At 65.7% G+C, this 22,758-nt stretch carries 2 protein-coding genes; one reads left to right on the forward strand and one right to left on the reverse strand.

The genetic code is table 11. From position 1 onward, the window contains the following. The first annotated feature begins 72 nt into the window (after positions 1-72). Positions 73-22,377: an Ig-like domain-containing protein gene (locus VEIS_RS09655; RefSeq protein WP_011809732.1), complete on the forward strand. Its 22,305-nt coding sequence runs from the start codon at positions 73-75 to the stop codon at positions 22,375-22,377. 54 nt (positions 22,378-22,431) lie between these two features. Here VEIS_RS09655 and VEIS_RS31105 read toward each other — a convergent pair whose 3' ends face one another. After that, positions 22,432-22,560 (reverse strand): hypothetical protein, encoded by a 129-nt coding sequence (locus VEIS_RS31105; RefSeq protein ID WP_265259930.1) that lies wholly within the window; start codon positions 22,558-22,560, stop codon positions 22,432-22,434. Between the last annotated feature and the right edge of the window lie 198 nt (positions 22,561-22,758).

Raw genomic sequence — 22,758 nt, forward strand, 5'->3', positions numbered from 1 at the left:
GCCGTGACCGCCGCCCGCCTGCCTGAATGCGGCGCACCAGCGCAATCCACGTCCCATTGAAAGGAAAGCCCCATGGCCACCATCACGCTTGACAAGACAACCATCAAAGCCGGCGAGACCGCCGTAGTCACCTTTACGGTCGAGAAGACCCACTTCATGGGCACCCTCAATAGGTCTGGCGTCAGGACAGTCGTTGACGTGACCATCATTGGCGGCACCATATCCGCCGGCTACGACTTCCGATACGTCGAGGCCCTCAGCACCCCCACCACCCAGGTCTATCAAGGCGACTTCACGCCTACCCCGAACCTGGACAGAACCGAGTGCCGCATCAGCTACAACCCTCCCGGCACCGCCAACGACGCCACCAGTGCCACCTTCATCGTCGACACCCGGGCGCCCACTCTGACGGGCACCCCGACGATCGGCAACCGCAACCTGATCCACGCCAACCAAGTAACCACCATCTCCTTTGTCTTCTCCGAGCAGTTGGATCAGGCCAGCTTCACGACGGCTGACCTGACGATACCGGCGGGCATGGGCAGGCTGGAGAACCTGCGCACCACCGACGGCGGCAGGTCTTGGCAGGTAGACCTGAGGCCGCCGGCCAACCTGGCGGCCAACACCGAAGCGAAGAACCTGCAGATCGGCATCAACATGGCCGGCATCACCGATATCGCGGGCAACCCGGGCACGGGCAACGTCAACCTCGTCACCTACAACATCGACAACAAGCCGCCCAGCATCGTCTCTGTGGTGGGCCCCAGCTCCATCGTCTTGCGGGACACCGACGTCACCATCACCTTCACCTTCAGCGAGGCAGTCACCGGTTTCACGTTGGCCAACATCAATTTGGACGACTCCAGTGCCTCTCCCTACTGGACCTACCGCCCGAGAGAGCCGGTCAGCGCAGATGGTGGCCGCACCTGGACCATCAGCTACCGTGCCAGTCCGCATGTCGCGACTGATTCCACCAACACCGTCAGCATCCGCAACCTCGATGGCGTGCGTGACCTCGCAGGCCACGCCGCAGTGCCTAACTCCAGCGCCAGCACCAACAACTACGAGGTCGACGCCCAGTATCCCTATCCCACCAGCGCCACGTTTGACAAAACCCGCCTTACCGCTGGCGAAACCGCCACCGTCACCGTCACTTTCAACGAAAGCGTCAGCAACGTCACCCGAAGCACCTTTCAAATCGCCAACGGTTCTGTCAGCGACCCGACGCCGGTCGCCGGCTCCAACGGCACAGTCTGGACAGCCACCTTCACACCCACCGCCAACCTGGATCGCACCACCAGCTCGATCAGAATAAGTCTGGACGGCCTCAGGGATAGCGCCGGCAACACCAGCTCTGGTGGCATGCCGTTCTACAGATCCACCATCGTCATCGACACCAAGCGCCCCGAAGTCACGGTGACGATCAGCGACAACCACCTGAGCGCTGGCGAAACCGCCACCGTCACCTTCACCTTCAGCGAGAGCGTCACCGGCTTCGATCTCAACGACGTTCAGTACGACACCAGCAAAGGCACGCTGGGCGCTCTGACGGCGGTGGGCTCCGACGGCAGGGTCTGGAGCGCCACCTACACGCCCCACAGCGGCACCGAGAGCGCCGACAACACCATCCGCGTGAACCTCGCCGGCGTGCTGAATGCGCAGGGCAACGCCGGAACGGGCACCGGCAGCAGCGGCAACTTCAGCATCGACACCAGGCCGCCCGAAGTCACGGTGACGATCAGCGACGAGCGCCTGAGCGCTGGCGAAACCGCCACCGTCCTCTTCACCTTCAGCAAGAGCGTCACCGGCTTTGATATCGAGGACATCCAGTACGACATCAGCAAAGGCACGCTGGGCGCTCTGACGGCGGTGGGCGCCGATGGCAGGGTCTGGAGCGCCACCTACACGCCCCGCATCGGCATCGAAAGCGCCGACAACACCATCCGCGTGAACCTCGGTGGCGTCCAGGACGTGCAGGGCAACGCCGGAACGGGCACCGGCAGCAGCGGCAACTTCCGCATCGACACCAGGCCGCCCGAGGCCGACGGGCCGCCCAGCGCCACCATTGCCGTGACCCCCAACCCCGTCACGAACAGCAATGACAGACTGGTCACCGTCACCATCACCTTCGACGAAGCAGTCACCGGCTTCACGCCAGACAACATCGATTTCAGCAACGCCCATGTCACGCCCTATGGCAGCAACCAGATAGGAGCGCTGAACCGCTCAGTCGACGGCCGCACCTACACCATCACCTACACGGCAGAGCCGGACGTCGAGGATGCCACCAACACCATCAGCCTGCGCAACCTCCATACCATCCGTGACGCCACAGGCATCGCCGCAACGGCCAGCCCCACCAGCAACAACTTCGCGATCGACACCAAGGACCCCGGTCCCATCAGCGCCACGTTTGACAAAACCCACCTTGCCGCCGGAGAAACCGCCACCGTCACCGTCACCTTCAACGAGATCGTCAACAACGTCACCGAAGATACCTTTCAAATCCCCAACGGTTCGGTAAGCAACCTGAGGCAGGACACGACCGACGGCAGAATCTGGCGGGCCACCTTCACCCCCACGGCCAACCTGCAGAGCGCCAGCAGCTCGATCAGCATCGATCTGAACGGCCTCAGGGACAGCGCCGGCAACGTCAACAATGGCAGCCAGTCGTTCGACCAATCCACCATCAGCATCGACACCAAGCGCCCCGAAGTCACGGTGGGGATCAGCGACAACCGCCTGATCGCTGGCCAAACCGCCACCATCATCTTCACCTTCAGCGAGCGCGTCACCGGCTTTGGTACCGAGGACATCCAGTACGACACCAGCAAAGGCACGCTGAGCGCGCTGACGGCGGTGGGCGCCGACGGCATGGTCTGGACAGCCACCTACACGCCCCGCAGCGGCATCCAGAGCGCCGACAACACCATCCGCGTGAACCTCGCCGGCGTCCTGGACGCGCAGGGCAACGCCGGAGCGGGCACCGGCAGCAGCGGCAACTTCAGCATCGACACCAAGACCACCGAGGGCGACGGGCCGCCCGAGGTCACGATGACGATCAGCGACACCCGCCTGACCGCTGGCGAAACCGCCACCATCACCTTCACCTTCAGCGAGAGCGTCACCGGCTTCGATCTCGACGACGTTCAGTACGACACCAGCAAAGGCACGCTGGACGCTCTGACGCCGGTCGGCACCGACGGCAGGGTCTGGAGCGCCACCTACACGCCCCGGCCCGACACCGAAAGCGCCAACAACACCATCCGCGTGAACCTGGCCGGCGTCCAGGACGCGCAGGGCAACGCCGGAGAGGGCAGCGTCAGCAGCGGCAACTTCAGCATCGACACCAGGCCCACCGAGGTCGACAGGCCGCCCGAGGTCACGGTGACGATCAGCGACAACCACCTGACTGCTGGCGAAACCGCCACCGTCACCTTCACCTTCAGCGAGCGCGTCACCGGCTTTGGCACCGAGGACATCCAGTACGACACCAGCAAAGGCACGCTGGGCGCGCTGACGGCGGTGGGCACCGACGGCAAGGTCTGGAGCGCCACCTACACGCCCCGGCCCAACACCGAGAGCGCCGAAAACACCATCGGCGTGAACCTCGCCGGCGTCCGGGACGCAACGGACAACGCCGGAGTGGGCACCAGCGCCAGCGGCAACTTCAGCATCGACACCAGGCCGCCCGTGGTCGACGGGCGGCCCAGCATCGTCTCTGTGGTGGGCCCCACCTCCATCGTCACGGGGGACACCGACGTCACCATTACCTTCACCTTCAGCGAGGCAGTCACCGGCTTCACGTTGGCCAACATCAATTTGGACAACTCCAGTGCCTCTCCCTACGTCACCTACAGCCCGAAAGAGCCGGTCAGCGCAGATGGTGGCCGCACCTGGACCATCACCTTCCGTGCCAGTCCGCATGTCACGGGTGATTCCACCAACACCGTCAGCATCCGCAACCTCGATGGCGTGCGTGACCTCGCAGGCAACGCCGCAGTGCCTAACTCCAGCGCCAGCACCGAGAACTACGAGGTCGACGCCGTGGCTCCCTATCCCACCAGCGCCACGTTTGACAAAACCCACCTTGCCGCCGGAGAAACCGCCACCGTCACCGTCACCTTCAACGAGATCGTCGATAACGTCACCGAAGATACCTTCGAAATCCCCAATGGTTCAGTGAGCAACGTGAGGCAGGACACGACCGACGGCAGAATCTGGAGGGCCACCTTCACCCCCACGGCCAACCTGCAGAGCGCCAGCAGCTCGATCAGCATCAGTCAGGACGGCCTCAAGGACAGCGCCGGCAACGTCAACAATGGCACCCAGTCGTTCGACGACTCCACCATCAGCATCGACACCAAGCGCCCCGAAGTCACGGTGGGGATCAGCGACGAGCGCCTGAGCGCTGGCGAAACCGCCACCGTCACCTTCGCCTTCAGCGAGCGCGTCACCGGCTTCGATCTCAACGACGTTCAGTACGACACCAGCAAAGGCACGCTGGGCGCTCTGACGGCGGTGGGCACCGACGGCAGGGTCTGGACAGCCACCTACACGCCCAGCAGCGGCATCGAAAGCGCCAAGAACACCATCCGCGTGAACCTCGCCGGCGTGCTGGATGCGCAGGGCAACGCCGGAGAGGGCAGCGTCAGCAGCGGCAACTTCAGCATCGACACCAGGCCGACCGTGGTCGACGGGCGGCCCGAGGTCACGGTGACGATCAGCGACGAGCGCCTGACCGCTGGAGAAACCGCCACCGTCACCTTCACCTTCAGCGAGCGCGTCACCGGCTTTGATACCGCGGACATCCAGTACGACACCAGCAAAGGCACGCTGGGCGCGCTGACGGCGGTGGGCACCGACGGCAGGGTCTGGACAGCCACCTACACACCCAACAGCGGCATCGAAAGCGCCACCAACACCATCCGCGTGAACCTCGCCGGCGTCCAGGACGCGCAGGGCAACGCCGGAGTGGGCACCAGCGCCAGCGGCAACTTCAGCATCGACACCAGGCCCACCGAGGTCGACGGGCGGCCCAGCATCGTCTCTGTGGTGGGCCCCACCTCCATCGTCTTGCTGAGCACCGACGTCACCATTACCTTCACCTTCAGCGAGGCAGTCACCGGCTTCACGTTGGCCAACATCAATTTGGACAACTCCAGTGCCTCTCCCTACATCACCTACCGCCCGAGAGAGCCGGTCAGCGCAGATGGTGGCCGCACCTGGACCATCACCTTCCGTGCCAGTCCGCATGTCACGGGTGATTCCACCAACACCGTCAGCATCCGCAACCTCGATGGCGTGCGTGACCTCGCAGGCAACGCCGCAGTGCCTAACTCCAGCGCCAGCACCGAGAACTACGAGGTCGACGCCGTGGCTCCCTATCCCACCAGCGCCACGTTTGACAAAACCCACCTTGCCGCCGGAGAAACCGCCACCGTCACCGTCACCTTCAACGAGATCGTCAACAACGTCACCGCAGATACCTTCGAAATCCCCAACGGTTCGGTGAGCAACGTGAGGCAGGACACGACCGACGGCAGAATCTGGAGGGCCACCTTCACCCCCACGGCCAACCTGCAGAGCACCAGCAGCTCGATCAGCATCAGTCAGGACGGCCTCAGGGACAGCGCCGGCAACGTCAACAATGGCACCCAGTCGTTCGACGACTCCACCATCAGCATCGACACCAAGCGCCCCGAAGTCACGGTGGCGATCAGCGACGAGCGCCTGAGCGCTGGCGAAAGCGCCACCGTCACCTTCACCTTCAGCGAGCGCGTCACCGGCTTTGATACCGCGGACATCCAGTACGACACCAGCAAAGGCACGCTGGGCGCGCTGACGGCGGTCGGCACCGACGGCAAGGTCTGGACAGCCACCTACACACCCAACAGCGGCATCGAAAGCGCCACCAACACCATCCGCGTGAACCTCGCCGGCGTCCTGGACGCGCAGGGCAACGCCGGAGTGGGCACCAGCGCCAGCGGCAACTTCAGCATCGACACCAGGCCCACCGAGGTCGACGGGCGGCCCAGCATCGTCTCGGTGGTGGGCCCCACCTCCATCGTCACGGGGGACACCGACGTCACCATTACCTTCACCTTCAGCGAGGCAGTCACCGGCTTCACGTTGGCCAACATCAATTTGGACAACTCCAGTGCCTCTCCCTACATCACCTACAGCCCGAAAGAGCCAGTCAGCGCAGATGGTGGCCGCACCTGGACCATCACCTTCGGTGCCAGTCCGCATGTCACGGGTGATTCCACCAACACCGTCAGCATCCGCAACCTCGATGGCGTGCGTGACCTCGCAGGCAACCCCGCAGTGCCTAACTCCAGCGCCAGCACCGAGAACTACGAGGTCGACGCCGTGGCTCCCTATCCCACCAGCGCCACGTTTGACAAAACCCACCTTGCCGCCGGAGAAACCGCCACCGTCACCGTCACCTTCAACGAGATCGTCAACAACGTCACCGCAGATACCTTCGAAATCCCCAACGGTTCGGTGAGCAACGTGAGGCAGGACACGACCGACGGCAGAATCTGGAGGGCCACCTTCACCCCCACGGCCAACCTGCAGAGCGCCAGCAGCTCGATCAGCATCAGTCAGGACGGCCTCAGGGACAGCGCCGGCAACGTCAACAATGGCACCCAGCCGTTCCACGACTCCACCATCAGCATCGACACCAAGCGCCCCGAAGTCACGGTGGCGATCAACGACACCCGCCTGACCGTTGGCCAAACCGCCACCATCACCTTCACCTTCAGCGAGCGCGTCACCGGCTTTGATACCGGGGACATCCAGTACGACACCAGCAAAGGCACGCTGGGCGCTCTGACGGCGGTGGGCACCGACGGCAGGGTCTGGAGCGCCACCTACACGCCTCGGCCCGACATCGAGAGCGCCGACAACACCATCCGCGTGAACCTGGCCGGCGTGCTGGACGCGCAGGGCAACGCCGGAACGGGCACCGGCAGCAGCGACAACTTCAGCATCGACACCAGGCCGCCCGGGGTCGACAGGCTGCCCGAAGTCACGGTGACGATCAGCGACAGCAGCCTGAGCGCTGGCCAAACCGCCACCGTCACCTTCACCTTCAGAGAGAGCGTCACCGGCTTTGGCACCGAGGACATCCAGTACGACACCAGCAAAGGCACGCTGAGCGCTCTGATGGCGGTCGGCACCGACGGCAAGGTCTGGACAGCCACCTACACGCCCCGGCCCGACACCGAGAGCGCCGACAACACCATCCGCGTGAACCTCGCCGGCGTGCTGGACGCGCAGGGCAACGCCGGGGTGGGCACCGGCAGCAGCGGCAACTTCAGCATCGACACCAAGCCGCCCGAAGTCACGGTGACGATCAGCGACGAGCGCCTCACCGCTGGAGAAACCGCCACCGTCACCTTCACCTTCAGAGAGAGCGTCACCGGCTTTGATACCGGGGACATCCAGTACGACACCAGCAAAGGCACGCTGGGCGCGCTGACGGCAGTCGGCACCGACGGCAGGGTCTGGAGCGCCACCTACACGCCCCGGCCCAACACCGAGAGCGCCGACAACACCATCCGCGTGAACCTGGCCGGCGTGCTGGACGCGCAGGGCAACGTCGGAGCGGGCACCGGCAGCAGCGGCAACTTCAGCATCGACACCAGGCCCACCGAGGTCGACGGGCGGCCCAGCATCGTCTCTGTGGTGGGCCCCACCTCCATCGTCACGGGGGACACCGACGTCACCATTACCTTCACCTTCAGCGAGGCAGTCACCGGCTTCACGTTGGCCAACATCAATTTGGACAACTCCAGTGCCTCTCCCTACATCACCTACAGCCCGAAAGAGCCAGTCAGCGCAGATGGTGGCCGCACCTGGACCATCACCTTCGGTGCCAGTCCGCATGTCACGGGTGATTCCACCAACACCGTCAGCATCCGCAACCTCGATGGCGTGCGTGACCTCGCAGGCAACGCCGCAGTGCCCAACTCCAGCGCCAGCACCGAGAACTACGAGGTCGACGCCGTGGCTCCCTATCCCACCAGCGCCACGTTTGACAAAACCCACCTTGCCGCCGGAGAAACCGCCACCGTCACCGTCACCTTCAACGAGATCGTCAACAACGTCACCGCAGATACCTTCGAAATCCCCAACGGTTCAGTGAGCAACGTGAGGCAGGACACGACCGACGGCAGAATCTGGAGGGCCACCTTCACCCCCACGGCCAACCTGCAGAGCACCAGCAGCTCGATCAGCATCAGTCAGGACGGCCTCAGGGACAGCGCCGGCAACGTCAACAATGGCACCCAGCCGTTCCACGACTCCACCATCAGCATCGACACCAAGCGCCCCGAAGTCACGGTGACGATCAGCGACGAGCGCCTGACCGCTGGCGAAACCGCCACCGTCACCTTCACCTTCAGCGAGCGCGTCACCGGCTTTGGTACCGAGGACATCCAGTACGACACCAGCAAAGGCACGCTGAGCGTGCTGACGGCGGTCGGCACCGACGGCATGGTCTGGACAGCCACCTACACGCCCAGCAGAGGCATCCAGAGCGCCGACAACACCATCCGCGTGAACCTCAGCGGCGTGCTGGACGCGCAGGGCAACGCCGGAGAGGGCACCGGCAGCAGCGGCAACTTCAGCATCGACACCAAGACCACCGAGGGCGACGGGCCGCCCGAGGTCACGATGACGATCAGCGACGAGCGCCTGACCGCTGGCGAAACCGCCACCATCACCTTCACCTTCAGCGAGGGCGTCACCGGCTTTGGCACCGAGGACATCCAGTACGACACCAGCAAAGGCACGCTGGGCGCTCTGACGGCGGTCGGCACCGACGGCAGGGTCTGGAGCGCCACCTATACGCCCCGGCCCGACACCGAGAGCGCCAACAACACCATCCGCGTGAACCTCGCCGGCGTCCAGGACGCGCAGGGCAACGCCGGAGAGGGCAGCGTCAGCAGCGGCAACTTCAGCATCGACACCAGGCCGCCCGAGGTCGACAGGCCGCCCGAGGTCACGGTGACGATCAGCGACGAGCGCCTGACCGCTGGCGAAACCGCCACCGTCACCTTCGCCTTCAGCGAGCGCGTCACCGGCTTTGGTACCGAGGACATCCAGTACGACACCAGCAAAGGCACGCTGGGCGCGCTGACGGCGGTGGGCACCGACGGCAAGGTCTGGAGCGCCACCTACACGCCCCGGCCCAACACCGAGAGCGCCGAAAACACCATCGGCGTGAACCTCGCCGGCGTCCGGGACGCAACGGACAACGCCGGAACGGGCACCGGCAGCAGCGGCAACTTCACTATCGACACCAGGCCGCCCGTGGTCGACGGGCGGCCCAGCATCGTCTCTGTGGTGGGCCCCACCTCCATCGTCACGGGGGACACCGACGTCACCATTACCTTCACCTTCAGCGAGGCAGTCACCGGCTTCACGTTGGCCAACATCAATTTGGACAACTCCAGTGCCTCTCCCTACATCACCTTCAGCCCGAAAGAGCCGGTCAGCGCAGATGGTGGCCGCACCTGGACCATCACCTTCCGTGCCAGTCCGCATGTCACGGGTGATTCCACCAACACCGTCAGCATCCGCAACCTCGATGGCGTGCGTGACCTCGCAGGCAACGCCGCAGTGCCCAACTCCAGCGCCAGCACCGAGAACTACGAGGTCGACGCCGTGGCTCCCTATCCCACCAGCGCCACGTTTGACAAAACCCACCTTGCCGCCGGAGAAACCGCCACCGTCACCGTCACCTTCAACGAGATCGTCGATAACGTCACCGAAGATACCTTCGAAATCCCCAACGGTTCGGTGAGCAACCTGAGGCAGGACACGACCGACGGCAGAATCTGGAGGGCCACCTTCACCCCCACAGCCAACCTGCAGAGCACCAGCAGCTCGATCAGCATCAGTCAGGACGGCCTCAAGGACAGCGCCGGCAACGTCAACAATGGCACCCAGTCGTTCGACGACTCCACCATCACCATCGACACCAAGCGCCCCGAAGTCACGGTGGCGATCAGCGACGAGCGCCTGACCGCTGGCGAAACCGCCACCATCACCTTCACCTTCAGCGAGCGCGTCACCGGCTTTGATACTGCGGACATCCAGTACGACACCAGCAAAGGCGCGCTGAGCGCTCTGACGGCGGTCGGCGCCGACGGCAGGGTCTGGACAGCCACCTACACGCCCAGCAGCGGCATCGAGAGCGCCAAAAACACCATCCGCGTGAACCTCGCCGGCGTCCAGGACGCGCAGGGCAACGCCGGAGAGGGCAGCGTCAGCAGCGGCAACTTCAGCATCGACACCAGGCCGACCGTGGTCGACAGGCCGCCCGAGGTCACGGTGACGATCAGCGACAACCGCCTGACCGCTGGCGAAAGCGCCACCGTCACCTTCACCTTCAGCGAGCGCGTCACCGGCTTTGATACCGCAGACATCCAGTACGACACCAGCAAAGGCACGCTGGGCGCGCTGACGGCGGTCGGCACCGACGGCAGGGTCTGGACAGCCACCTACACGCCCAGCAGCGGCATCGAGAGCGCCAACAACACCATCCGCGTGAACCTCAGCGGCGTCCAGGACGCGCAGGGCAACGCCGGAGTGGGCACCAGCGCCAGCGGCAACTTCAGCATCGACACCAGGCCCACCGAGGTCGACGGGCGGCCCAGCATCGTCTCGGTGGTGGGCCCCACCTCCATCGTCACGGGGGACACCGAAGTCACCATTACCTTCACCTTCAGCGAGGCAGTCACCGGCTTCACGTTGGCCAACATCAATTTGGACAACTCCAGTGCCTCTCCCTACATCACCTACAGCCCGAAAGAGCCAGTCAGCGCAGATGGTGGCCGCACCTGGACCATCACCTTCGGTGCCAGTCCGCATGTCACGGGTGATTCCACCAACACCGTCAGCATCCGCAACCTCGATGGCGTGCGTGACCTCGCAGGCAACCCCGCAGTGCCTAACTCCAGCGCCAGCACCGAGAACTACGAGGTCGACGCCGTGGCTCCCTATCCCACCAGCGCCACGTTTGACAAAACCCACCTTGCCGCCGGAGAAACCGCCACCGTCACCGTCACCTTCAACGAGATCGTCAACAACGTCACCGCAGATACCTTCGAAATCCCCAACGGTTCGGTGAGCAACGTGAGGCAGGACACGACCGACGGCAGAATCTGGAGGGCCACCTTCACCCCCACGGCCAACCTGCAGAGCGCCAGCAGCTCGATCAGCATCAGTCAGGACGGCCTCAGGGACAGCGCCGGCAACGTCAACAATGGCTCCCAGCCGTTCCACGACTCCACCATCAGCATCGACACCAAGCGCCCCGAAGTCACGGTGACGATCAACGACAGCCGCCTGACCGTTGGCGAAACCGCCACCGTCACCTTCACCTTCAGCGAGCGCGTCACCGGCTTCGATCTCAACGACGTTCAGTACGACACCAGCAAAGGCACGCTGGGCGCGCTGACGGCGGTCGGCACCGACGGCAGGATCTGGACAGCCACCTACACGCCCAGCAGCGGCATCGAGAGCGCCACCAACACCATCCGCGTGAACCTCGCCGGCGTCCTGGACGCGCAGGGCAACGCCGGAACGGGCAGCGCCAGCAGCGGCAACTTCAGCATCGACACCAGGCCGACCGTGGTCGACAGGCCGCCCGAGGTCACGGTGACGATCAGCGACAACCACCTGACTGCTGGCGAAACCGCCACCGTCACCTTCACCTTCAGCGAGCGCGTCACCGGCTTTGATACCGGGGACATCCAGTACGACAGCAGCAAAGGCACGCTGGGCGCGCTGACGGCGGTCGGCACCGACGGCAGGATCTGGACAGCCACCTACACGCCCAGCAGCGGCATCGAGAGCGCCAACAACACCATCCGCGTGAACCTCGCCGGCGTGCTGGACGCGCAGGGCAACGCCGGAACGGGCAGCGCCAGCAGCGGCAACTTCAGCATCGACACCAGGCCGACCGTGGTCGACAGGCCGCCCGAGGTCACGGTGACGATCAGCGACAACCACCTGACCGCTGGCGAAACCGCCACCGTCACCTTCACCTTCAGCGAGCGCGTCACCGGCTTTGATACCGCGGACATCCAGTACGACACCAGCAAAGGCACGCTGGGCGCTCTGATGGCGGTCGGCACCGACGGCAAGGTCTGGACAGCCACCTACACGCCCAGCAGCGGCATCGAGAGCGCCGACAACACCATCCGCGTGAACCTGGCCGGCGTGCTGGACGCGCAGAGCAACGCCGGAACGGGCACCGGCAGCAGCGGCAACTTCAGCATCGACACCAGGCCGACCGTGGTCGACAGGCCGCCCGAGGTCACGGTGACGATCAGCGACAACCACCTGAGCGCTGGCGAAACCGCCACCGTCACCTTCACCTTCAGCGAGAGCGTCACCGGCTTCGATCTCAACGACGTTCAGTACGACACCAGCAAAGGCACGCTGAGCGCTCTGATGGCGGTCGGCACCGACGGCAAGGTCTGGACAGCCAGCTACACGCCCCGGCCCAACACCGAAAGCGCCAACAACACCATCCGCGTGAACCTCGCCGGCGTGCTGGACGCGCAGGGCAATGCCGGAACGGGCACCGGCAGCAGCGGCAACTTCAGCATCGACACCAGGCCGACCGTGGTCGACAGGCCGCCCGAAGTCACGGTGACGATCAGCGACAACCACCTGAGCGCTGGCGAAACCGCCACCGTCACCTTCACCTTCAGCGAGCGCGTCACCGGCTTTGATACCGGGGACATCCAGTACGACACCAGCAAAGGCACGCTGGGCGCGCTGACGGCAGTCGGCACCGACGGCAGGGTCTGGACAGCCACCTACACGCCCAGCAGCGGCATCGAGAGCGCCAACAACACCATCCGCGTGAACCTGGCCGGCGTCCAGGACGCGCAGGGCAACGCCGGAGCGGGCAGCGCCAGCAGCGGCAACTTCAGCATCGACACCAGGCCGACCGTGGTCGACAGGCCGCCCGAGGTCACGGTGACGATCAGCGACGAGCGCCTGACCGCTGGCGAAACCGCCACCGTCACCTTCGCCTTCAGCGAGCGTGTCACCGGCTTTGATACCGAGGACATCCAGTACGACACCAGCAAAGGCACGCTGGGCGCTCTGACGGCGGTCGGCACCGACGGCAAGGTCTGGAGCGCCACCTACACGCCCAGCAGCGGCATCGAGAGCGCCAACAACACCATCCGCGTAAACCTCGCCGGCGTCCTGGACGCGCAGGGCAACGCCGGAGTGGGCAGCGCCAGCAGCGGCAACTTCAGCATCGACACCAGGCCCACCGAGGTCGACGGGCGGCCCAGCATCGTCTCTGTGGTGGGCCCCACCTCCATCGTCACGGGGGACACCGACGTCACCATTACCTTCACCTTCAGCGAGGCAGTCACCGGCTTCACGTTGGCCAACATCAATTTGGACAACTCCAGTGCCTCTCCCTACATCACCTTCAGCCCGAAAGAGCCAGTCAGCGCAGATGGTGGCCGCACCTGGACCATCACCTACCGTGCCAGTCCGCATGTCGCGAGTGATTCCACCAACACCGTCAGCATCCGCAACCTCGATGGCGTGCGTGACCTCGCAGGCAACGCCGCAGTGCCTAACTCCAGCGCCAGCACCAACAACTACGAGGTCGACGCCCAGTATCCCTATCCCACCAGCGCCACGTTTGACAAAGCGCGCCTTACCGCCGGAGAAACCGCCACCGTCACGGTCACCTTCAACGAGATCGTCAACAACGTCACCGCAGATACCTTCGAAATCCCCAACGGTTCAGTGAGCAACCTGAGGCAGGACACGACCGACGGCAGAATCTGGAGGGCCACCTTCACACCCACGGCCAACCTGCAGAGCGCCAGCAGCTCGATCAGCATCATTCAGGACGGCATCAGGGACAGCGCCGGCAACGTCAGCAATGGCTCCCAGCCGTTCCGCGAATCCACCATCAGCATCGACACCAAGCGCCCCGAAGTCACGGTGGCGATCAGCGACAACCGCTTGACCGTTGGCGAAACCGCCACCGTCACCTTCACCTTCAGCGAGCGCGTCACCGGCTTCGATCTCAACGACGTTCAGTACGACACCAGCAAAGGCACGCTGGGCGCGCTGACGGCGGTCGGCACCGACGGCAGGATCTGGACAGCCACCTACACGCCCAGCAGCGGCATCGAGAGCGCCACCAACACCATCCGCGTGAACCTCGCCGGCGTCCTGGACGCGCAGGGCAACGCCGGAACGGGCAGCGCCAGCAGCGGCAACTTCAGCATCGACACCAGGCCGACCGTGGTCGACAGGCCGCCCGAGGTCACGGTGACGATCAGCGACAACCACCTGACTGCTGGCGAAACCGCCACCGTCACCTTCACCTTCAGCGAGCGCGTCACCGGCTTTGATACCGGGGACATCCAGTACGACAGCAGCAAAGGCACGCTGGGCGCGCTGACGGCGGTCGGCACCGACGGCAGGATCTGGACAGCCACCTACACGCCCAGCAGCGGCATCGAGAGCGCCAACAACACCATCCGCGTGAACCTCGCCGGCGTGCTGGACGCGCAGGGCAACGCCGGAACGGGCAGCGCCAGCAGCGGCAACTTCAGCATCGACACCAAGCCGCCCGAAGTCACGGTGACGATCAGCGACGAGCGCCTGAGTGCGGGAGAAACCGCCACCGTCACCTTCACCTTCAGAGAGAGCGTCACCGGCTTTGGCACCGAGGACATCCAGTACGACACCAGCAAAGGCACGCTGGGCGCGCTGACGGCGGTCGGCACCGACGGCAGGGTCTGGACAGCCACCTACACGCCCAGCAGCGGCATCGAGAGCGCCGACAACACCATCCGCGTGAACCTGGCCGGCGTGCTGGACGCGCAGGGCAACGTCGGAGCGGGCAGCGCCAGCAGCGGCAACTTCAGCATCGACACCAGGCCGACCGAAGTCACGGTGACGATCAGCGACGAGCGCCTGAGTGCGGGAGAAACCGCCACCTTCACCTTCACCTTCAGAGAGAGCGTCACCGGCTTTGGCACCGAGGACATCCAGTACGACACCAGCAAAGGCACGCTGGGTGCGCTGACGGCGGTGGGCACCGACGGCAGGATCTGGACAGCCACCTACACGCCCAGCAGCGGCATCGAGAGCGCCGACAACACCATCCGCGTGAACCTCGCCGGCGTGCTGGACGCGCAGGGCAACGCCGGAACGGGCAGCGCCAGCAGCGGCAACTTCAGCATCGACACCAGGCCGACCGTGGTCGACAGGCCGCCCGAGGTCACGGTGACGATCAGCGACAACCACCTGACCGCTGGCGAAACCGCCACCGTCACCTTCACCTTCAGCGAGCGCGTCACCGGCTTTGATACCGCGGACATCCAGTACGACACCAGCAAAGGCACGCTGGGTGCGCTGACGGCGGTCGGCACCGACGGCAGGATCTGGACAGCCACCTACACGCCCAGCAGCGGCATCGAGAGCGCCAACAACACCATCCGCGTGAACCTGGCCGGCGTCCAGGACGCGCAGGGCAACGCCGGAACGGGCAGCGCCAGCAGCGGCAACTTCAGCATCGACACCAGGCCGACCGTGGTCGACAGGCCGCCCGAGGTCACGGTGACGATCAGCGACAACCACCTGACCGCTGGCGAAACCGCCACCGTCACCTTCACCTTCAGCGAGCGCGTCACCGGCTTTGATACCGCGGACATCCAGTACGACACCAGCAAAGGCACGCTGGGCGCTCTGATGGCGGTCGGCACCGACGGCAAGGTCTGGACAGCCACCTACACGCCCAGCAGCGGCATCGAGAGCGCCGACAACACCATCCGCGTGAACCTCAGCGGCGTGCTGGACGCGCAAGGCAACGCCGGAACGGGCACCGGCAGCAGCGGCAACTTCAGCATCGACACCAGGCCGACCGTGGTCGACAGGCCGCCCGAGGTCACGGTGACGATCAGCGACAACCGCCTGAGCGCTGGCGAAACCGCCACCGTCACCTTCACCTTCAGCGAGCGCGTCACCGGCTTTGATACCGCGGATATCCAGTACGACACCAGCAAAGGCACGCTGGGCGCGCTGACGGCGGTCGGCACCGACGGCAAGGTCTGGAGCGCCACCTACACGCCCAACAGCGACACCGAAAGCGCCACCAACACCATCCGCGTGAACCTCGCCGGCGTCCAGGACGCGCAGGGCAACGCCGGAGCGGGCAGCGTCAGCAGCGGCAACTTCAGCATCGACACCAAGCGCCCCGAAGTCACGGTGACGATCAGCGACAACCACCTGAGCGCAGGAGAAACCGCCACCGTCACCTTCACCTTCAGAGAGAGCGTCACCGGCTTTGGCACCGAGGACATCCAGTACGACACCAGCAAAGGCACGCTGGGCGCGCTGACGGCGGTGGGCACCGACGGCAAGGTCTGGAGCGCCACCTACACGCCCCGGCCCGACACCGAGAGCGCCGACAACACCATCCGCGTGAACCTCAGCGGCGTGCTGGACGCGCAGGGCAATGCCGGAACGGGCACCAGCACCAGCGGCAACTTCAGCATCGACACCAGGCCGACCGTGGTCGACAGGCCGCCCGAGGTCACGGTGACGATCAGCGACAACCACCTGACCGCTGGCGAAACCGCCACCGTCACCTTCACCTTCAGCGAGCGCGTCACCGGCTTTGATACTGCGGACATCCAGTACGACACCAGCAAAGGCACGCTGGGCGCGCTGACGGCAGTCGGCACCGACGGCAGGGTCTGGACAGCCACCTACACGCCCAGCAGCGGCATCGAGAGCGCCAACAACACCATCCGCGTGAACCTGGCCGGCGTCCAGGACGCGCAGGGCAACGCCGGAACGGGCAGCGCCAGCAGCGGCAACTTCAGCATCGACACCAGGCCGACCGTGGTCGACAGGCCGCCCGAGGTCACGGTGACGATCAGCGACAACCACCTGACCGCTGGCGAAACCGCCATCGTCACCTTCACCTTCAGCGAGCGCGTCACCGGCTTTGATACCGCGGACATCCAGTACGACACCAGCAAAGGCACGCTGGGCGCTCTGATGGCGGTCGGCACCGACGGCAAGGTCTGGACAGCCACCTACACGCCCAGCAGCGGCATCGAGAGCGCCGACAACACCATCCGCGTGAACCTGGCCGGCGTGCTGGACGCGCAGAGCAACGCCGGAACGGGCACCGGCAGCAGCGGCAACTTCAGCATCGACACCAGGCCGCCCGGGGTCACGGTGACGATCAGCGACAGCAGCCTCGCCGCAGGAGAAACCGCCACCGTCACCGTCACCTTCAGCGAGCGCGTCACCGGCTTCGATCTCAACGACGTTCAATACGACACCAGCAAAGGCACGCTGAGCGCGCTGACGGCGGTGGGCACCGACGGCAAGGTCTGGACAGCCACCTACACGCCCCGGCCCGACACCGAGAGCGCCGACAACACCATCCGCGTGAACCTCGCCGGCGTGCTGGACGCGCAGGGCAACGCCGGAACGGGCAGCGTCAGCAGCGGCAACTTCAGCATCGACACCAAGCGCCCCGAGGTCACGGTGACGATCAGCGACGAGCGCCTCGCCGCAGGAGAAACCGCCACTGTCACCTTCACCTTCAGAGAGAGCGTCACCGGCTTTGGCACCGAGGACATCCAGTACGACACCAGCAAAGGCACGCTGGGCGCGCTGACGGCGGTGGGCACCGACGGCAGGATCTGGACAGCCACCTACACGCCCAGCAGCGGCATCGAGAGCGCCAACAACACCATCCGCGTGAACCTCGCCGGCGTGCTGGACGCGCAGGGCAACGCCGGGGTGGGCACCGGCAGCAGCGGCAACTTCAGCATCGACACCAAGCCGCCCGAAGTCACGGTGACGATCAGCGACGAGCGCCTGACCGCTGGAGAAACCGCCACCGTCACCTTCACCTTCAACGAGCGCGTCACCGGCTTCGATCTCAACGACATCCAGTACGACACCAGCAAAGGCACGCTGAGCGCTCTGACGGCAGTCGGCACCGACGGCAAGGTCTGGAGCGCCACCTACACGCCCCGGCCCAACATCGAGAGCGCCGACAACACCATCCGCGTGAACCTCAGCGGCGTGCTGGACGCGCAGGGCAACGCCGGAACGGGCACCGGCAGCAGCGGCAACTTCAGCATCGACACCAGGCCGCCCGAAGTCACGGTGACGATCAGCGACGAGCGCCTGAGTGCTGGAGAAACCGCCACCGTCACCTTCACCTTCAGAGAGAGCGTCACCGGCTTTGGCACCGAGGACATCCAGTACGACACCAGCAAAGGCACGCTGAGCGCTCTGACGGCGGTGGGCACCGACGGCAAGGTCTGGACAGCCACCTACACGCCCCGGCCCAACATCGAGAGCGCCGACAACACCATCCGCGTGAACCTGGCCGGCGTCCAGGACGCGCAGGGCAACGCCGGAACGGGCAGCGTCAGCAGCGGCAACTTCAGCATCGACACCAAACGCCCCGAGGTCACGGTGGCGATCAGCGACGAGCGCCTGAGTGCGGGAGAAACCGCCACCGTCACCTTCACCTTCAGAGAGAGCGTCACCGGCTTTGGCACCGAGGACATCCAGTACGACACCAGCAAAGGCACGCTGGGCGCGCTGACGGCAGTCGGCACCGACGGCAGGGTCTGGACAGCCACCTACACGCCCCGCAGCGACATCGAGAGCGTCAACAACACCATCCGCGTGAACCTCAGCGGCGTCCTGGACGCGCAGGGCAACGCCGGAACGGGCAGCGTCAGCAGCGGCAACTTCAGCATCGACACCCGGCCGCCCGGGGTCACGGTGACGATCAGCGACGAGCGCCTGAGCGCAGGAGAAACCGCCACCGTCACCTTCACCTTCAACGAGCGCGTCACCGGCTTCGATCTCAACGACGTTCAGTACGACACCAGCAAAGGCACGCTGGGCGCGCTGACGGCGGTGGGCACCGACGGCAAGGTCTGGACAGCCACCTACACGCCCCGCAGCGACATCGAGAGCGCCGACAACACCATCCGCGTGAACCTGGCCGGCGTCCTGGACGCGCAGGGCAACGCCGGAACGGGCAGCGTCAGCAGCGGCAACTTCAGCATCGACACCAGGCCGCCCGGGGTCACGGTGACGATCAGCGACGAGCGCCTGAGCGCAGGAGAAACCGCCACCGTCACCTTCACCTTCAGAGAGAGCGTCACCGGCTTCGATCTCAACGACGTTCAGTACGACACCAGCAAAGGCACGCTGGGCGCTCTGACGGCAGTCGGCACCGACGGCAAGGTCTGGAGCGCCACCTACACGCCCCGGCCCGACACCGAGAGCGCCGACAACACCATCCGCGTGAACCTCAGCGGCGTGCTGGACGCGCAGGGCAACGCCGGAACGGGCAGCGTCAGCAGCGGCAACTTCAGCATCGACACCAAGCGCCCCGAAGTCACGGTGACGATCAGCGACGAGCGCCTGAGCGCAGGAGAAACCGCCACCGTCACCGTCACCTTCAGAGAGAGCGTCACCGGCTTCGATCTCAACGACGTTCAGTACGACACCAGCAAAGGCACGCTGGGCGCGCTGACGGCAGTCGGCACCGACGGCAAGGTCTGGACAGCCACCTACACGCCCCGGCCCGGCACCGAGAGCGCCGACAACACCATCCGCGTGAACCTCGCCGGCGTGCTGGACGCGCAGGGCAACGCCGGAACGGGCAGCGTCAGCAGCGGCAACTTCAGCATCGACACCAAGCGCCCCGAAGTCACGGTGACGATCAGCGACGAGCGCCTGAGCGCTGGCCAAACCGCCACCGTCACCTTCACCTTCAGAGAGAGCGTCACCGGCTTTGCTGCCGAGGACATCCAGTACGACACCAGCAAAGGCACGCTGGGCGCTCTGACGGCGGTCGGCACCGACGGCAAGGTCTGGACAGCCAGCTACACGCCCCGGCCCGACACCGAGAGCGCCGACAACACCATCCGCGTGAACCTGGCCGGCGTGCTGGACGCGCAGGGCAACGCCGGAACGGGCAGCGTCAGCAGCGGCAACTTCAGCATCGACACCAAACGCCCCGAGGTCACGGTGGCGATCAGCGACGAGCGCCTGAGTGCGGGAGAAACCGCCACCGTCACCTTCACCTTCAGAGAGAGCGTCACCGGCTTTGCTGCCGAGGACATCCAGTACGACACCAGCAAAGGCACGCTGGGCGCTCTGACGGCGGTCGGCACCGACGGCAAGGTCTGGACAGCCAGCTACACGCCCCGGCCCGACACCGAGAGCGCCGACAACACCATCCGCGTGAACCTGGCCGGCGTGCTGGACGCGCAGGGCAACGCCGGAACGGGCAGCGGCAGCAGCGGCAACTTCAGCATCGACACCAAGCGCCCCGAGGTCACGGTGACGATCAGCGACGAGCGCCTGGCCGCTGGCCAAACCGCCACCTTCACCTTCACCTTCAGAGAGAGCGTCACCGGCTTTGGCACCGAGGACATCCAGTACGACACCAGCAAAGGCACGCTGGGCGCTCTGACGGCGGTCGGCACCGATGGCAAGGTCTGGACAGCCACCTACACGCCCCGGCCCGACACCGAGAGCGCCGACAACACCATCCGCGTGAACCTCGCCGGCGTGCTGGACGCGCAAGGCAACGCCGGAACGGGCAGCGCCAGCAGCGGCAACTTCAGCATCGACACCAGGCCGCCCGGGGTCACGGTGACGATCAGCGACGAGCGCCTGAGCGCTGGAGAAACCGCCACCGTCACCTTCACCTTCAGAGAGAGCGTCACCGGCTTTGGCACCGAGGACATCCAGTACGACACCAGCAAAGGCACGCTGGGCGCGCTGACGGCAGTCGGCACCGACGGCAAGGTCTGGAGCGCCACCTACACGCCCCGTAGCGACATCGAGAGCGCCGACAACACCATCCGCGTGAACCTCGCCGGCGTGCTGGACGCGCAGGGCAACGCCGGAACGGGCAGCGTCAGCAGCGGCAACTTCAGCATCGACACCAAGCGCCCCGAGGTCACGGTGACGATCAGCGACGAGCGCCTGAGCGCTGGAGAAACCGCCACCGTCACCTTCACCTTCAACGAGCGCGTCACCGGCTTCACGAAAGAGGCCATCGACCTGTCCCAGGCCAACGGCACGCTCGGCGACCTGGTGCCGGTCGGCACCGACGGCAAAGCCTGGACAGCCACTTTCACGCCCACGGCCAGCCTGGCGCGCACCACCAACCACCGGCTCACCCTGAACCTGGCCAATGTCAGGGATGCCGCAGGCAACGCCCCGGCGGTGAACACTTACTCGTTCAACCAGTACACCGTAGACACCATGGTCTTTGCGCTCAGCAGCGCCACGGTGAACCGCGACCAGTTGGTGCTGAGCTACGGCCACGAAACGGCGCTGGACGGGAACGCGGACCGTGCCCCGACCAACGAGTCCTTTACCGTGCTGGTCGATGGCACGCGCATCGATGTCAGCCGGGTGACGGTGGATGCAGCGGCCAGGACGGTCACGCTGACCTTGGCCCGCGCCGTGGCTGCCGGCCAGACGGTGACCGTCGCCTACCAGGACACCGATACCAGCGACAACAAAGCGCTACAGGAAGCCGGCACCGCCGCCAATGGCGGCGATGACGCGGCCAGTTTTGCGGCCAGGGCGGTGACCAACCTCACCCGGTCCCCGGTTGCACCCGCCACACCGGAGGCGCCGGGGGCGTCTGGAGGGTCTGGGGGGTCCGGAGGGTCCGGGTCGTCTGGGGCGCCGGACTCCGACTACGACAGTGTGCCCAACGCCCAGGAAAACCAGGCCCCCGGCCTGCTGCGCCCCGATGGCTCGGCCGGCCTGGATGGCGACGGCAACGGCGACGGTATCCGGGACAGCGAGCAGGTCGCCGTCGGCTCGACCCGCGACCTGACCTTGGTGGCCGGCAGCCAGAACGGCAAGGTGATCCCCGGCAGCAATGCGCGCATTACCGAACTGGTGCGCAACGAAGCCCCCGCCAGCCTGCCCAAGGGCATGGAAATGCCGATCGGCCTGACGCAATTCAGGGTCGGCCTGTCCGTAGGCCGCTACACCGAGAGCTTCAGCCTGTATGTGGACCCGGCCACCGGCGTCAACGGCTACTGGGTCAAGGACAGCGCCGGCACCTGGGTGAACCTGGCCAGCGAACCCTACGGCGGCAAAGTGACCAGCGAAGGCGGGCGCACGCGGCTGGACTTCCAGATCCAGGACGGCGGCCAGTACGATGCCGACGGGCTGGCCGATGGCAACATCACCGCCCTTGGCGCGGCAGCGAAGATGCCGCTGTCCATCGTCGGGCAAGCGCCGCCCCAGGTCAATTCGCATGGCTTTTGGTTCTAGGCTCAAGCCCCCTGCTGCGGCCTGAGCGCCAGGCAGCAGCGGATGGCGCAGTCATCAGGCCAGCCTTGCCAGCGCCGGGTTGGCCGCCCGGCCCAGGCCGGCCAACGGCCGTCTTTCGGCCTGCGCGCCGACCTTTTCGGGCCTGGAGCGCTCCGCCGTGGCCTGACGCCATTGCCAAAGCATTCGTGAACGCGAAGGCGGAGCGCAGACAGTACCAATGCACGGCAAGCGACGCCGGCAAAGTGCATGGATGCTTCAGGAACGGAATGACCTGTTCGGGGCCAGCCGCGACGGGGGCCTGGTCGGCCACCGCCTGGTGGCCGCCGACACGCAGGGCCACATCGGGCGCTATCGGGACTTGCGCAGAAACCCCCGCCGGCA

Source organism: Verminephrobacter eiseniae EF01-2, assembly GCF_000015565.1.
GTDB classification, from domain to species: domain Bacteria; phylum Pseudomonadota; class Gammaproteobacteria; order Burkholderiales; family Burkholderiaceae_C; genus Acidovorax; species Acidovorax eiseniae.